The sequence below is a fragment of the Paenibacillus endoradicis genome, from assembly GCF_024721975.1.
The window spans coordinates 542,843-557,939 of record NZ_JANQBB010000003.1 but is presented as its reverse complement, the minus strand read 5'-3'; the positions used below and the strand labels follow the sequence as shown (position 1 = coordinate 557,939).

The 15,097-nt window shown below is 39.4% G+C and carries 17 protein-coding genes; 2 read left to right on the top strand and 15 right to left on the bottom strand.

What is annotated here, in order from left to right; genetic code table 11:
* The first annotated feature begins 77 nt into the window (after nt 1–77).
* Entirely contained in the window at nt 78–1,238 is a 1,161-nt protein-coding gene (locus NV377_RS12790; protein ID WP_258199315.1) for a GGDEF domain-containing protein, read from the top strand.
* Between the two features lie 123 nt (nt 1,239–1,361).
* On the opposite strand, the gene NV377_RS12785 is transcribed toward NV377_RS12790, so the two are convergent.
* The 6 genes from NV377_RS12785 to nrdI form a co-directional block, all read right to left on the bottom strand.
* On the bottom strand, nt 1,362–2,165 hold the full coding sequence (locus NV377_RS12785; RefSeq protein ID WP_258199314.1) for a PhzF family phenazine biosynthesis protein: 804 nt from the start codon (nt 2,163–2,165) through the stop codon (nt 1,362–1,364).
* A 19-nt stretch (nt 2,166–2,184) separates the two neighbouring features.
* Nucleotides 2,185–2,646, bottom strand: coding sequence for an effector binding domain-containing protein (locus NV377_RS12780; protein WP_258199313.1), 462 nt, complete (start codon nt 2,644–2,646; stop codon nt 2,185–2,187).
* Nucleotides 2,647–2,795: 149 nt separating this feature from the next.
* Complete coding sequence (gene hprK, locus NV377_RS12775) at nt 2,796–3,704, bottom strand: HPr(Ser) kinase/phosphatase (protein ID WP_258199312.1); 909 nt, start codon at nt 3,702–3,704, stop codon at nt 2,796–2,798.
* A gap of 114 nt (nt 3,705–3,818) precedes the next feature.
* Nucleotides 3,819–4,775, bottom strand: a complete 957-nt coding sequence (gene nrdF, locus NV377_RS12770; RefSeq protein ID WP_258199311.1) for a class 1b ribonucleoside-diphosphate reductase subunit beta — start codon at nt 4,773–4,775, stop codon at nt 3,819–3,821.
* Between the two features lie 43 nt (nt 4,776–4,818).
* Entirely contained in the window at nt 4,819–6,903 is a 2,085-nt protein-coding gene (nrdE, locus tag NV377_RS12765) for a class 1b ribonucleoside-diphosphate reductase subunit alpha (protein WP_258199310.1), read from the bottom strand.
* Nucleotides 6,890–7,249 (bottom strand): class Ib ribonucleoside-diphosphate reductase assembly flavoprotein NrdI, encoded by a 360-nt coding sequence (nrdI, locus tag NV377_RS12760; protein WP_258200330.1) that lies wholly within the window; start codon nt 7,247–7,249, stop codon nt 6,890–6,892. Before nrdI ends, nrdE begins: the two co-directional genes overlap by 14 nt.
* A gap of 332 nt (nt 7,250–7,581) precedes the next feature.
* Between nrdI and NV377_RS12755 the strand changes: the two genes are divergently transcribed.
* Nucleotides 7,582–7,803, top strand: a complete 222-nt coding sequence (locus NV377_RS12755) for a hypothetical protein (RefSeq protein WP_258199309.1) — start codon at nt 7,582–7,584, stop codon at nt 7,801–7,803.
* A gap of 272 nt (nt 7,804–8,075) precedes the next feature.
* Here NV377_RS12755 and NV377_RS12750 read toward each other — a convergent pair whose 3' ends face one another.
* From NV377_RS12750 to NV377_RS12710, 9 genes are all read right to left on the bottom strand, one after another.
* Nucleotides 8,076–8,825, bottom strand: coding sequence for a class I SAM-dependent DNA methyltransferase (locus NV377_RS12750; protein WP_258199308.1), 750 nt, complete (start codon nt 8,823–8,825; stop codon nt 8,076–8,078).
* Between the two features lie 2 nt (nt 8,826–8,827).
* Nucleotides 8,828–9,748, bottom strand: coding sequence for a CvfB family protein (locus tag NV377_RS12745; RefSeq protein ID WP_258199307.1), 921 nt, complete (start codon nt 9,746–9,748; stop codon nt 8,828–8,830).
* Nucleotides 9,745–10,098, bottom strand: coding sequence for a ribosome silencing factor (gene rsfS, locus NV377_RS12740; RefSeq protein ID WP_258199306.1), 354 nt, complete (start codon nt 10,096–10,098; stop codon nt 9,745–9,747). The genes NV377_RS12745 and rsfS overlap by 4 nt, the downstream gene beginning before the upstream one ends.
* A 58-nt stretch (nt 10,099–10,156) precedes the next feature.
* The gene (yqeK, locus tag NV377_RS12735) at nt 10,157–10,726 is read right to left on the bottom strand and encodes a bis(5'-nucleosyl)-tetraphosphatase (symmetrical) YqeK (RefSeq protein WP_258199305.1); all 570 of its coding nucleotides are present in this window, start codon (nt 10,724–10,726) and stop codon (nt 10,157–10,159) included.
* A complete protein-coding gene (gene nadD / locus NV377_RS12730; protein WP_258199304.1) occupies nt 10,719–11,306 on the bottom strand; it encodes a nicotinate-nucleotide adenylyltransferase in 588 nt (195 codons plus the stop codon). Before nadD ends, yqeK begins: the two co-directional genes overlap by 8 nt.
* A gap of 36 nt (nt 11,307–11,342) precedes the next feature.
* Nucleotides 11,343–11,636, bottom strand: coding sequence for a ribosome assembly RNA-binding protein YhbY (gene yhbY / locus NV377_RS12725; RefSeq protein WP_258199303.1), 294 nt, complete (start codon nt 11,634–11,636; stop codon nt 11,343–11,345).
* Between the two features lie 628 nt (nt 11,637–12,264).
* A complete protein-coding gene (gene aroE, locus NV377_RS12720; RefSeq protein WP_373425783.1) occupies nt 12,265–13,149 on the bottom strand; it encodes a shikimate dehydrogenase in 885 nt (294 codons plus the stop codon).
* Between the two features lie 20 nt (nt 13,150–13,169).
* Complete coding sequence (yqeH, locus tag NV377_RS12715) at nt 13,170–14,306, bottom strand: ribosome biogenesis GTPase YqeH (RefSeq protein WP_258199302.1); 1,137 nt, start codon at nt 14,304–14,306, stop codon at nt 13,170–13,172.
* A complete protein-coding gene (locus NV377_RS12710; RefSeq protein ID WP_373425782.1) occupies nt 14,306–14,953 on the bottom strand; it encodes a YqeG family HAD IIIA-type phosphatase in 648 nt (215 codons plus the stop codon). Before NV377_RS12710 ends, yqeH begins: the two co-directional genes overlap by 1 nt.
* Nucleotides 14,954–15,097: the final 144 nt, after the last annotated feature.

The window sequence follows — 15,097 nt, the reverse complement described above, 5'->3', positions numbered from 1 at the left end:
TAATTCGCCAAATTATGATATATTAGAACATATGTTTCGTTTATGACATACTACTACTATACATTGAGGATATATGAATGAACAACCTTTCAATTAATACCACTCTTATTGAGCTTTTTTCCATCACTACATGTAGTATTATTATTTTGCTTATGATCGTCATGGCTATACGAATTATGTCCAATTATCGGAATAAACTGATTTATATTATTTTAATTTCTACTCTTGCTATTACTCTAATCCGTCAAATAATTGTTGGGTTAGACGTGTGGTATCAGCAGCCAATACCGACTTACTTATATATTATTTCGACAAGTATACAGCTAATCTCCTTTATCATCTTAAATTTTGTGCTGATGAAGATGTATTCTGTTGGGACAAATTTAAGAAAAACACCTATTACTATGCTACTATTAGGAGCCGTTGCACTTACAATCGTTAACTGTATCGTCGATCCATACTCAATCATTTTTAATAATGTAGAGTACTATGCATTTCCAATTATGGATTTCTATATGTTTATCTTAATTATTACTATGCTTGTCGAGACTCGTCATATTCAAATGACAACCCCATATTATATTAGCTTAATGGTAATGTTCATGTACGAGCTTGCTTATCTACTACATATGTACGTATTTGAAATGGATCAGCGATGGCTATTTTACTTAGTCGTCTCATTGCCAGTTATTTATTTCGCACTTATCTTCTTCTTATTGTTTGAATGGGTACTTGAACGTTTATTATCGACGTATCAATCTTCTATCGTTGACGGACTAACTGGATTATATATTAGACGCTATTTCCAGAAAAAATTAACATCAATTATTGCACGTAAACAAGTAGCTATAATATTTTGTGATATTGACAACTTTAAACGATTAAATGATACTCAAGGTCATCAAGTAGCTGACAAAGCATTACAACAGGTTGCTTCCATCTTGAAAGAGGAAGTATCACCATTCGGTATCGCTGGACGCTATGGTGGCGAAGAATTACTCGGAGGTATCGTCATTGACCGTATTAAGCCGATGCAGATTGCTGAGCGAATTCGCGCTAGAATTGAATTAGAAACGATCGTTACCGTTAGCGTTGGTTTCAGTACGACTAAAGAAGCAGACAATCTTACATTGTTAATTAAGCAATCGGATGAAGCGATGTACTATTCCAAATCTACAGGTAAAAATAAAGTTTCGGCCTATCGTTCTTTACCTGCCGCTGTCAAAAATAAAGTTTGAAATTGAATAAATAAGGGCATCTAATCGACTCTACCAGAGTCTTTAGATGCCCTTATTTATTGAGTAATATAGCTATTCAAATGTACTGACACAGTCAGATTAAGTTAATATAGCCTACTCTAACTATATATGTAGACTACCTTCAGCCCATACGAAACAACTGCCCTCTTGAATGACGATCTCGTCTTCAAGCATTAACGTGGCTGAACCGCCACGTATTGATAGTTGTACTACTTTTAGAATTGTATTATTTCTTAGTCGTTTCATCCAATACGGAGCAAGCGCACAAAATGCTGAACCAGTAACTGGATCTTCATCAATGCCAATACGTGGGTAGAATGTACGACACACGATATCAATTGATGGGTCATCTGCACGACTAGTCACTACAACACCACGCGCGTCTAATCCAGCAATCAATGAAAACTCCACTTGTAACTGTCGAACATCTTGCTCATCTGCTAGCTCAACGATATAATCCATCCGATTTTTACTAACTGCTCTCGGAATTACACCAAGTGCTGTAATGAGATCAGATGGCGCCGAGCAAGCTACAGGTGACTCTTGCGGCAACCTCATCCTAAGAACCCCATCATGTAGGCTAACAACAAGCTCTCCACTTAATGTGTGAAAATGGATGGTAATGTCTGTTGGAACAATACCGAAATGATACAAATAGTGCGCTGATGCCAGCGTAGCGTGACCACATAAATTCACTTCAACTTGTGGTGTAAACCATCTTAGTTGAAATTGGTTATTCGTTGCACCTCTATATATAAATGCTGTTTCTGATACATTCATTTCTGCAGCAATCTGCTGTAGTTGTGGATCTCTTAATTGATCTTGTTCTATGACAAGCACTGCAGCAGGATTACCTGTGAATGGCCCATCTCCGTACGCATTAATCATCGCATATGGAATGCTCATCTCTAGCAACTCCTAAGTATTAAGCTTCATCCTCTATCGGTATGAGAATATCAACAATTTCTTCTTCCCAATGCTGACCTTCAAGATAGAAAATTTCAAGTGACACTGCTTGATCTAGCCGCTTATAACCATGTTCTTCGATCCATGCTTTTAGCATTTCATAGCCCTCGCCCATTCTTTGAGAGGAACTACTAACTAAAGCATATCGATGCATCGGAATCGTGATCGCAACCATACCTTGGGGCAGCGGATCTTCACTGTACTCAGATTCAAAACAAGCCCAATACGTAGCAAATGTCTCATTACCAAAGTACGGACAATACATCACATTTGACTGTATAACATGATTCAGTTCATGCTTTCTTGCAAGAAAATCGGTCTGCAGGCGAATCGCTTCATCCGGAAAAGATGAATATGGTCCACAATAAGGAACTCCAACAAGATGCAGCGTTGATTTATTAACAATTGAGCAAGTTTCCATGCTATACTCCTCCTAAAACTTTTCATCAACTTCCTAATATAACTTCCAAGTATATGAAAAGTACTTCGGAAGCGTTAGCTGAACAACAAGATCTATATTATAGCTAGTCTCGGTCAATATTGTAGCATAAATCAATATGAAAATGAAAGTTATTCACTTTCAAGTCTCTTCATGAAATCTTCCATTGCACTATAGCCTTGTTGCTTCAAATACCAGTTGTTTGCCGCAGCCTCGATTAACCCCGCAACATCTCTTCCAGGCTGTAATTGAATCTCTAGATGTGGAATTTTCACACCCATGTACTCTACAAAAGTTGGTTCAAGATCAAGATCATTATTGAGATCATTTTCGCGCCAACGAGTCAATTCAATATCTAGTGAAATTCTTGACTCATCCTGAAATGCCTTCCGACCATATAAGCGTACAACATTGATCAGTCCCACACTGCGAAGTGCAAGAAATTCTTTGGTTTTCTCATTGTGTGAACCGATAAGTGCATGCTGGCTGAGCTTTTTCAGCACGATAATATCATCCGCTACAAGGCGATGTCCACGACGGATTAATGTATGTGCTGTTTCACTTTTGCCGATGCCTGATTTACCACGAATAATAATTCCGATTCCAGATACATTCATACATATGCCATGTATAGATTGCTCAGGTGCTAACTGCTTCAACAGATAATGATCTAACTTTCCAATAAATGTCGCCGAATCATCACTCGTCCGTAATAAAGGAATGCCTTCCTCTTCACAATATTTTTTTAAATATTTTAGTCCATCTTGACCTGCTGTAACGATAAAACAAGGTGGATGATACTTTACAATATTTCCAATATGATGATTTCGTTGTTCCTCAGTTAACCCATGCAAATATGTAATTTCTTTGCGGCCCAATATTTGAATATGTTTTTGAGGAAAAAATTCAAAATAACCGACAAACTCAAGTCCAGGTCGATATGCTCTCGCTTTCGTAATCGTGCGATGCAGCTCATTAGCACCAGCGATAACTTCCAAGGAAAACTGATTAATTAGCTCTTTAACCTCTATTACCTTCATCACCAATACCTCCATCGTGGCAAAAAACGCCCTCGTATATGTCTACGAGAGCGAGTTTCTTTTTATTTATTATATACTTGTTGATTCGTATAATCTAGTTGAGATATACAGAATTTAGAAGTTGAATACAAAGTCATCATCAGTTAATGGTTCAACATTCAATGTACGCACATAACCATTTCCTTTTTTCGAGAAGAAATCATGTTGTTTCGTGCTAGTACTAATTCCGTTCAACACAATTGGATTAATGGCTTCTTCTTCAAAATGAGGTTCAAGTCCAAGATTCATCAGAGCCTTGTTTGCATTGTAACGAACATAAGCTTTAACTTCTTCTTGTAATCCAAGATCTGAATACAACGAATCCGTGTAAATCACTTCATTGTCATAAAGTTCAAGCAACAGATCAAGAACTTCTTGTGTAAGTTTATCTTGCTCTTCTTGAGAGAATGTCGCAGCAATTTCTTGTGCAAGCACACCGATATACAATCCGTGAATACTTTCATCGCGTAAGATTAAGTCAATAACCTCACCACTACTCGTCATTCTTCCTTGTCCAGCTAGATATAGTGGGTAGAAGAAACCACTATAGAATAAGTAGCTTTCCAATAGAACAGAAGCTGCCATTGCTCTATAAAGATCACGATCGTTCTCAATGCCATTGTACCAATCTGCAATAATACCAGCTTTTTTCTGTAACTGTGGATTGTTTTCTACCCAGATGAAAATTTCATCAATTTCCTCAGTAGAAGCTAGTGTCGTGAAAATACTACTGTATGATTTCGCATGAATTTGCTCCATCATTCCCATAAAGCCTAACACTGCTTTACGTTGTAAACCTTCCACATGCTCCAAAATCTTCGGCATACCAACACCGCCTTGAACGGTATCAAGTAATGTCAAGCCACCTAGTACTTTTTTATATAAAGAACGCTCATCTAGCGTCATTAATTCCCAATCCATTTTATCATCTGATAAAGGAATCTCTTCATCCGTCCAGAATTGCATAACATTTTGTTGCCAGAACGTTTGAGTAAAATCGTCGTCAGGACGGTTCCAGTTTACTGCTTTCATGTTCAGTATACTCCTTCACAATATGATGAAATACAGCTGCGCTTTATACGGCGCAGCTTGTACATTCCTCGATAGTTAGTCGTTTTGTTCTTGTATAGTATAAGGATTTCAATCCTTTTTGTGCAGCGTAAATGTAGAAACGAGAAAGTTCACGCGTCGTAACATTACTATTAACATGGAGTACAGTTGATACGCCCTGGTCAATATGCTGTCCTAGCTCTGCGATAAGATCAATCAATTTGAACTGATCGATGTTATAAGCAGATTTATAGAAGAAGAAGTTATCCTGTGCTAAATACGGCATTGGGTAATATGTTGTTGAGTTAGCATACGTACGAGTTTCAATATGTTCAACAATCGGCATTACACTTGACGTTGCATTTTGAATATAAGAAATACTTTGAGTCGGTGCAATCGCTAAACGGTAAGCGTGGAATAGTCCATGCTCTTGTACTTTACCTTTAAGCTCTTCCCAATCAGCAGGACCTGGGATATGCATACCATCGAATAGTTCTTGTACACGAGCTAGCTGAGGACGGAAATCCGTTTCAACGTAACGATCGAAATACGTACCTTTTGCATATTCAGAACGATCAAAGTCTTTAAACGTTGCTTTACGTTCTTTTGCAATTTCCATACTTTTCTCGATGGAATAGAAATTCATCATCATGAAAAATACGCCTGCAAATTCACGAGCTTCTGGACTTTCATAAGCAATCTTATTTTTTGCAAGATATCCATTAAGGTTCATTGCGCCAAGACCTACTGAGTGAAGTTCATCATTCGCTTTACGAACGCCAGGTGCGTTATCGATTTGCGAAAGATCACTTACTGTAGTTAAAGCTTCAATACCAACATGTACGGAATCTTTAATTTCTTTGCGTTCCATTACATTTACAATGTTCAAGGAAGCAAGGTTACAACTTATATCGCGACGAATGATATCTTCATATCCATAGTCGTTAATTTCCGAAGTTTCTTGCAATTGGAAAATCTCAGTACATAGATTAGACATTTTTACAGAACCAATGTCTTTCAATGCATGCCATTTGTTAGCATTGCTCTTGTTCATAATGTATGGATATCCAGATTCAAGTTGAATCGATGCAATTTTTGTAAGCATTTCACGTGCAGTCATTACAACTTTTTTCTTAACATTGTCATTTGCTAGTAATTCATCATACATAGCATCAATGTCAATATCATCAAGATGTTGACCGTACTCTTTGTATACGGAATATGGTCCGAATACATGTAGAGGTTTGTTTTGTGCTGCTAAGTCATAGAACTTGTTAGGAATAATAAGGCCGATTGATAATGTTTTGATACGAGATTTCTCGTCAGCATTAATCTTTTTGCTATCTAAGAATTCGATAACGTCCCAACCGAAGATATTGTAATATCCAGCGCCAGAACCTTTACGTTGACCCATCTGATCCGCATAAGAGAATGCATCCTCCATTAGCTTCAGAACAGGCATAACTCCTTTTGCAGCGCCTTCTACACCTTTAATCGGTTCACCACGACCACGTAGCTTGGATAGGTTGACAGCAACGCCACCACCGATTTTGGAAAGTTGCATGCATGTGCCAAGCACATAGTTAATGGAGTTCAAAGAATCATCCATTTCAAGCAAGAAACATGACACCATCTCACCACGACGACTCTTACCAGCATTAAGGAATGTTGGAGTCGCAGGCTGTAGACGTTGATCAATCATTGCCTGTGCAATGCGAGTAGCTCTTTCGATGTCACCTTCGCCAAGATGCAAAGCTACGATCGAAACACGTTCATGATACTGCTCAAGATATTGTGCCTTGTCATTTGTTTTCATAGCATAGTCTTTATAAAATTTTGAAGCAGCCATATAAGATTGGAATTCAAAATTTGCCGCCTCAGTAAGATCAAAGATTGTTTTCACTTGATCATATGTATATTTGTCATATACGTTGTCATAGAAATCATTCTCGATAAGATAGTCCAGTTTATCTTTCAAAGAAGCAAACTTAACACTTTTTTCGTCAACTTCAGCCATAAATGCTGCAACTGCTTCTTTATCTTTTTCTAGCTGGTAGAAACCGTCTGCTCCGCGTTGCAAGAGCTCATTATTCAGTTCAATATGTTTCAATGGTTTGCACCCTTTCCATGAATTGTAGCGTGTCTTTATTTGTGCCAGAAAGTTCGAACTTAGAAATGACCGGTACATTGTACGTCTCAGATATTGTATCAGCACTTTTTGCGAAGCCAGTGCCCCAGTTACGGTTACCACTTGCTGAAACGCCTCTCAACATATTGTGGTTATCTTGCAAAAAATCATTGACTTTCTGCGGGACTTGTCCAAAGCCTGTTGTATATGTAATAAGAACGTACGGCTCGTCCACCTTGGGCATCTCATCAATAGAGACTGCGGGCATATTTAATTTCTTCACAAAGCGTTTGACATTGCCTGTCTTAGAGTCATATACAACTAACATTTCCCACTCTCTCCCCCTACCATTTATCCCAATCAAAAAGCGCTCTACCCCCTATACATGACAGGCAGATGCGCTTGTAGTCGGAACCATGGTGTAAGCAGTTAAACTGCTAGATTGCTATATCCATAACTAGATATAGTCGATGAATAGAATCATACCTCAATATATAGGTGGAGTCAATGAGATTTCGTCATATTCTTTGCAATTTAAGCTATGAAAATATTTTCATAACGCTCGTCCCAATAGGGGCTTGAGATTTCGCCACTCGACTATTTTATCAGATAGCGTTATGATGTGATAGTGACATTTTATAGATCGTTTTGGAGGCGCTTATGAAAGCAATACTATCAACAGAAGAAGCTCTTAACAGACTTGAACAATTATGCCAAGCAAGCCAAATACAAGATATTGAATTGGTGAAGTACATAGAACATCAAGCAGCTGAAAATGAGCAGCTTAAGCTTACTTTACACAAATTACGCACAACGATCGCACAAAAGGGAAACACTATATCTAGTATGCACAGTAAATTGACTGATGCACTGAGAGAATAGTAAAAGGCTGTGCCATAGGTTAACTATGGACAGCCTTTTTACTACTAACGGTAGTTCAAAAAGCGGACTTTGATAACGATGTATATGCTAATGTAGCTTCGTCGGCATCGAATATGCCACCCATCGAAAGCCTGAGTGTGCTCACGTACACATAACGTACGCTGTGCTACTCGTTTCCGCTGTGAGTCATCTTCTCGGTTCTTAAAGCCCGCTTTTTGAACTTTCATTTTCAGTAACAATTCAAAAAACGAACATACACAAACTAACACCATTTACTTAATGGCAACGAAGAACAAACGAGTTGAGTGGTCGTCAGCTGCCTTTAACTGAAAATCACTATACAGATGTATATGAGTAAAGCCGACTGAGCGTAATGCCCCTTCTAACCACTTAGAACTATATGCTCGTTGGACATGTTCCTCATCTATTCTACTATAGCGACCATCAGGTTCTTGAACAAATATCGAGAGAAAATGTTCGATAATATGATCATCCTCATCATAATCACTACTCCACATGTATGAGATTCCGTTCTCATCATATACAAATGGCTGATCCGCAGCATATTGCTCAAAGCGCGTAATTGGATGGACATCGAATATAAAGCTACCACCTTGCTTCAATTGGTCATACGTAGCTGATAATGTAGCTAACAGATCATCTTCATCGACAATGTAGTTCAAGCAATCACAGAATGAGATCACTGAGTCTACTTGTTCTAACACTTCCCACTGGCACATATTTTGCTCAAGCAATGTAAGATTACCATTCATCGAAGATTGTTGCGCCCACTTCTGCTCCGCTACAGCTAGCATATCACTCGATAGATCAATACCAACAACTTCATACCCATTGATCGCTAAGGGTATAGCAATACTACCTGTACCACACCCTAGATCTACAACTTTTTGCGGTTTTCCGTGTTGTTGCCATACGGCTTCAGCGAAAGTGATCCACTCTTCATAGGGCATATCTGCCATAAGTCGATCATACACCGTAGCAAATTGACCGTATGATTCCATTATTATTCAACCTCATCCGTATTTTCGTTTTTCGGTTGTGGTGCATTTTCTGTTAGATACGTCCAGCTACCTTGTTGTACAACGATACCTTCACGCATTAGCTTACCTAATGCACGTTTGAAAGCACCTTTGCTCACACCAAAACGACTACGTATAAGTTCTGCTTCTGTCGCATCAGAATACGGCATACCGCCACTTGGTCGTTCCTTGATGTATGCTAATATACGATCAGCATCTTCAACACGTCCAAATTCCTTCTGCTGTGTCATCGATAGATTAACTCGTCCATCTTCACGAACAAACGTTACACGAGCTTTAACACGTTGACCAAGACGTAAGCTTTCAATACGATCTGTGCTCGGAATTAATCCGTATGCACCGAATCCTACTACGCCGCCATCAATGACAACGAAAGAACCCATTTGTAAGCTTTTCGTAACCCATCCTTCAACCCACTGATTTCTCCAAGCTGCTGGAGCTGGGAACGTAAGTGGTGCAAGTTCTGGTTCTTGTGCAAGCTTAGCGATTTGACGGCCACTCTTATCATGAGCCATGAACACGAACACTTCGTCACCAACAATCGGACGATACTCAATCATTTCCGGCAATTCACTTAGTGGTAGCAATAATTGACGTCCAAGACCCATCTCTAGGAAACAACCTAGTCTAGGATGTACATCAGCTACAACTAATCGAGCCATTTCTCCGAATGAAATGAATGGTTTGTTCATTGTCGCGCAAATACGATCTTCTGAATCAAAGAAAATGAAAACTTCAATCTCATCACCAACATGTGGCTTAGATCCAACAAGTTCCGTATACGGCAACAATACATCTTCTTCGCCATTATTAAGAAAATAACCATAAGGAGAAACTTCGCGAGAAATTTGTAATCGCTCAGTAGTTCCTGCTACATAGCTCATACTAATTCCACAACCTTCGCATCCGACCAAATTTTCTCGATATTGTAATACTCTCTTTCTTCACGATGGAAGACGTGTACAACAACATCTCCGATGTCAATTAATACCCAACGTGCTGTGTTTTCACCTTCTACACCACGTACCGTAAAGCCAAGCTTGTCCGCAGTTTTACGAATTTCAGTAGAAATTGCTAATACTTGAGTGTCTGAGTTACCACTACAGATTACGAAATAATCGGCTACTAAAGATAAGCCATTCAAATCTAATGCAATTAGATCATGTGCTTTTTTGTCCTCTGCTGCATCTATCACTGCTGTTAATAATTTTTGTACTTGTTCATGTCCTTTCATTTGAACCCTCCTATAATTTGTATATCTATTTTTGAATAACTTCTCGAAACATGAATACTTATTTCATATTTAATTGTTGTACGATACTATTTCTCGCTTCTAAAGTAACCGGGTAAACTACTTTCCCTTTTTCAATTAGAAATACGATCGTTTGATCAAGACCAAACAATATGGCTCTATCCAAGCTAACTCCTGCGAGTTCACGCGCAACATCAACACCTGGAAAATCACGATTTGGTTCAATATAATCGGCAAGCCAGACGATTTTCTCTAATAGGGACATATTGGCTCGCCCAGAAGTATGGTACCGAATAGCATTACATATCTCGATATCGTGCACACCATATTGTTCTTTCGCGACGGATGCACCGACTTCAGCATGCCATAGTTCCTTATTATAATGAAGCACTCGCTCATCAAGTGAGTTCTGCTTAATATAAGCCGCTTGATCTGCAATTGGCCAATATTTGGCAACATCATGGATAATTGCTGCAAGTTCTGCACGCTCTGGATTCTCACCATAACGCTCTGCCAGCTCAATCGCAGTACTCATAACACCTTGTGTATGAATCCAGCGACGTTCTGGCATCTGCACACTTACAGATTGTATAATCTGCTGCCTATCCATAAATTCGATTCCCCCTTATATATTGCGCTACGGAGTCGGGTACATAGTACTGTAATGATAATCCCTGCTCCGCACGCAATCGGAGCTCTGTAGATGATATACCGATAAGTGGCATAGATGCAATCGTTAGTTTACTTCTCCACTCACTAGAAAGTAAGTCAAGTTGCAACGGATCAGAAGGGCGATTTAGACCAATAAATGAGATTAATGATCTTAATTCTTCTGCTCGATGCCATGTCGGCAAATCATGAATACGGTCAGAACCAATAATATAGTTGAACTGATGATGAGGATACTGACTCATTAATCTAGTTACTGTATCGAAAGAGTAACTAATGCCACTACGGCTTAACTCAATATCTAGTGCGCGGAAAGCAGATTGATCTGCAATTGCTAACTGAACCATCTGCAAACGCTGTTCCGCTGTTGCCAGCGGAGCATTCGGCTTTAAGGGAGGAGTGGCAGTAGGGATAAACCATACTTCATCTAAGGACGCCGCTTCCATAGCTGAGCTTGCTGCAATCAAATGACCCATATGAATTGGATCGAACGTCCCACCCATTATGCCAACTTTGCGCATTATGCCACCTCCAATCGCTGTGTTAACGTATTCGATCTATCTTGGAAGAACAATCGTTTTGTAATCTACAGATTCCTTGTAAAGTACAATCGTCTTACCAATGACTTGCACTAATTCAGTACCTGAAGCTTCAGAAATCTCTAGACCGATTTCTTTCGCATCATCATCACAGTTGTTCAATACAGAGATTTTAATTAATTCTCTTTTTTCTATCGCCTCTTCAATATGGCGAACAAGGTTTTCATTCGCTCCACCTTTACCAATTTGGAAAATAGGTGTTAAATGATGCGCTAATGAACGCAAATGACGCTTTTGTTTTCCTGTTAACATATATAATAACCTCTTTCGTATTGTAATGTTCATAATGCGCGTGATCACAGTCAGCGATTTTGAACTACCTCTTAAAATGAAAGTTCAAAATCGTTGGCTGTCAGCACCAAGAAGATGCCATGAAGCTAGGAAACGAGAAGCGGAGTGTACGTACTTGGTACACGAGCATCGCAGGCTTCCGATGAATGGCATCTTCGACGCCGACTACGCTACAACGCATTACCGCGTGATCACAGTCAGCGATTTTGAACTACCTCTTAAAATGAAAGTTCAAAATCGTTGGCTGTCAGCACCAAGAAGATGCCATGAAGCTAGGAAACGAGAAGCGGAGTGTACGTACTTGGTACACGAGCATCGCAGGCTTCCGATGAATCGCAGCTTCGACGCCGACTACGCTACGGCGCGTTACATCGTGATCACAGTCAGCGATTTTGAACTACTGCTTAAAATGAAAGTTCAAAATGCGGGCTGTCAGCACCAAGAAGATGCCATGAAGCTAGGAAACGAGAAGCGGAGTGTACGTACTTGGTACACGAGCATCGCAGGCTTCCGATGAATCGCAGCTTCGACGCCGACTACGCTACAACGCATTACCGCGTGATCACAGTCAGCGATTTTGAACTACCGCTTACTGTAATACAGCAAGCACAGCCTCTCTCATAGCAACCACAGGCGCTTCCTTACCTGTCCAATATTCAAAAGCAAATGCGCCTTGATATATGAACATCCCTAGACCACCATGAGCGACACATCCATGCTGCGCTGCCTCTAGTAGAAATTGAGTTTTCAGCGGGTTATAGATAAGATCACTTGCTACTGCTCCGGATTTCATCCATTCCCCAGCAATAGGCGTTTCTTCAATGTGCGGATACATTCCTACTGATGTCGTATTGATGACAATGTCTGCTTGATTACATAATTGCTTCAGATCATCTTGTCCTGCTGCAATTAATGGCACAGTACTATTCAATGAGGCAACTAATTCTTCGGCTCTAGCAACTGTACGATTAACAACATGTATAGTTGATGGATTTTCTTGAAGTAAAGCATAGATAATACCTCTAGATGCACCACCCGCTCCAACGACAACAATCTGCTTGCCTGCAATATTAGCAACCGCTTCTTCTTTCAAAGATCGAACATAGCCAATGCCATCCGTATTATACCCGATCAAACGACCATTTCGATTAACTACAGTATTAACGGCACCTAATGCTAATGCATCAGCATCTATCTCATCAATTAAGTCCATCACATGAAGCTTGTGCGGTATCGTTACATTCATACCTAATATACCAAGATCTCGTACTGCTTGTACGAATGAAGGTAATTGCTCAGGTGTGACTTGGAAAGACCCATATATCGCATCTATAAAACATTGTTGAAATGCTCTACCCAGCATAAGTGGAGACTTGGATTGCTTAATAGGATCACCGATTACACAATACAACGCCTTACTATTATGAGCCTGTTGCCACTGTAATAATTGTTGGATAATGTCCAAACTGATCACCTCATCTGCATCTGAAACTGCTAGATCATTGAATCACGTAAAACAACTTTAATTCCTTTAGGCGCATAGATATCAAGTAATGCACCACTGTCGCTATTTACTTGAATCCAACCTAATCCGGAAATATAAATATCATTGTATTGTCCACGTTTTACACGTAATGAATGTCTTGTCCACGTAGGAATATCAGCGAGTTCCTCTCTACTAGGACCACCTAACAATTCACCCTGATGTTGTTCATACAACTCATCAGCACGCTCTAGCTTAGTACGATGAATGTTCAGCCCATTAGACACATAAAAAGTAAATGATTGACGGTCACCTTCCACGAAGTCAAAACGAGCGATACTGCCCATAAACAATGTTTGACCTTCATTCAATTGATATACAAGTGGCTTAATTGGCTTGTCTGGCAATAGTGTTCCTAAGAAACTACGCGGAACAATTTCAGTCATACGACTTGTATAAACTATGCCCGGTGTATCAATAATCGCATTTCCATCATCAAGTGGAATTCGAACCGCATCAAGTGTTGTACCTGGATAACGAGAAGTCGTCAATTCTTGAGTAAGATCACTATAGTCAGAGATTAAACGATTAATAAGCGTGGACTTACCTACATTTGTTGCACCAACAACATAAACATCTCTACCATTGCGATAATTCTCAATCTCTTCAATTACTCGTTCAAATCCGATATTACGCTTCGCACTACACAGTACAACGTCTACCGTACGTAGTCCTTGTTGCTTCGCTTGTTGTTGAACCCAGTTACGAATACGATTCATATTCATCACTTTAGGTAGAAGATCAATTTTGTTAACAACTAGTAATACTTCATTATTACCTACAAAACGTTGAAGACCAGAAATTAAACTTCCTTCAAAATCAAAAATATCAACGATATGCACAACTAACGAATTCGTATTTCCAATACCGCTTAGCAAGCGTAAAAAATCATCTTGATCAAGTGCTACAGATGAAGCTTCATTATAGTTTTTAATACGGAAACAACGCTGACAGATAATAGGTTGTTTCTCTAATGCTGATGCCGGAACAAATCCGATTAATTCCTTATTTTCTGATTGGATAGCTACACCACAACCAGCACAATGAATACGACCATCAGACTCATGCTTATTACTTCTTTGACTCACTATTTTGTTTCCTCCTCATGCCATAAACTACGTTTGCGTAATCTTGAAATCACGATACGTTCAAGTCGACGATTAACTTTCGTCATGATGCCTTCTTCAAGGGGTGCAATTGGCGCAACGAGTACGGTATACATACCCATCCGATTTCCACCGAACACATCAGTCATCATCTGATCACCGATCATTAACGTTTGAGCTGGCTTTAGTTTTAATATACTTATTGCTTTAACGAACGCGCGTTGCGCTGGTTTTCTGGCTGCATGAATATAGGGAAGCTGCAATGGAGCAGCAAATGTACCGACACGACTATCATTATTATTGGACACAATTACAACCTCGAAACCTTTAGCAGCTACTTCTGCAAGCCATCTCACAAGTTCTTCAGTAGCTAGTGGAGAGTGTGCTCCAACTAAAGTGTTATCCAGATCAGTAACAATACCTCTAATCCCTTGTTCGTAGAGCCGATCCAAAGGAATATCATATATCGATTGTACTTTCATTTTGGGTAAAAACAACTCAATCATTAAACGTACTCCTCCAGCTTCATGCTTTATTACGAAACTATAACATACATCGTCATTTTGTTGCAAAACAAAACCCCGCCCACAAGGAAAAACTTGCGGACGGGTGCGAAAGTCAGCATTCATTTGTTACTTCTTCTATTATAATAGAAGAAATAGAGTGAAATGACCACTAAAATTTCATGAATTCCAATTATTTTTCAGTGTACGTGCAAAAAGTAAGCTTTCGAAAGTCGAGAAGATAAGTCGCTACTTAAGGAAGGAGGAAGC

Coding starts and splice junctions, on each gene's coding strand:
- NV377_RS12755 (WP_258199309.1), top strand. CDS start 7,582: ATGAAAGCAATACTATCAACAGAAGAAGCTCTTAACAGACTTGAACAA.
- NV377_RS12710 (WP_373425782.1), bottom strand. CDS start 14,953: ATGAATGCTGACTTTCGCACCCGTCCGCAAGTTTTTCCTTGTGGGCGG.
- yhbY (WP_258199303.1), bottom strand. CDS start 11,636: ATGTTAACAGGAAAACAAAAGCGTCATTTGCGTTCATTAGCGCATCAT.
- yqeK (WP_258199305.1), bottom strand. CDS start 10,726: ATGGATAGGCAGCAGATTATACAATCTGTAAGTGTGCAGATGCCAGAA.
- nadD (WP_258199304.1), bottom strand. CDS start 11,306: ATGCGCAAAGTTGGCATAATGGGTGGGACGTTCGATCCAATTCATATG.
- NV377_RS12750 (WP_258199308.1), bottom strand. CDS start 8,825: ATGGAATCATACGGTCAATTTGCTACGGTGTATGATCGACTTATGGCA.
- rsfS (WP_258199306.1), bottom strand. CDS start 10,098: ATGAAAGGACATGAACAAGTACAAAAATTATTAACAGCAGTGATAGAT.
- nrdI (WP_258200330.1), bottom strand. CDS start 7,249: ATGTTAGTTGTATATGACTCTAAGACAGGCAATGTCAAACGCTTTGTG.
- NV377_RS12790 (WP_258199315.1), top strand. CDS start 78: ATGAACAACCTTTCAATTAATACCACTCTTATTGAGCTTTTTTCCATC.
- hprK (WP_258199312.1), bottom strand. CDS start 3,704: ATGAAGGTAATAGAGGTTAAAGAGCTAATTAATCAGTTTTCCTTGGAA.
- nrdF (WP_258199311.1), bottom strand. CDS start 4,775: ATGAAAGCAGTAAACTGGAACCGTCCTGACGACGATTTTACTCAAACG.
- NV377_RS12780 (WP_258199313.1), bottom strand. CDS start 2,646: ATGGAAACTTGCTCAATTGTTAATAAATCAACGCTGCATCTTGTTGGA.
- NV377_RS12785 (WP_258199314.1), bottom strand. CDS start 2,165: ATGAGCATTCCATATGCGATGATTAATGCGTACGGAGATGGGCCATTC.
- NV377_RS12745 (WP_258199307.1), bottom strand. CDS start 9,748: ATGAGCTATGTAGCAGGAACTACTGAGCGATTACAAATTTCTCGCGAA.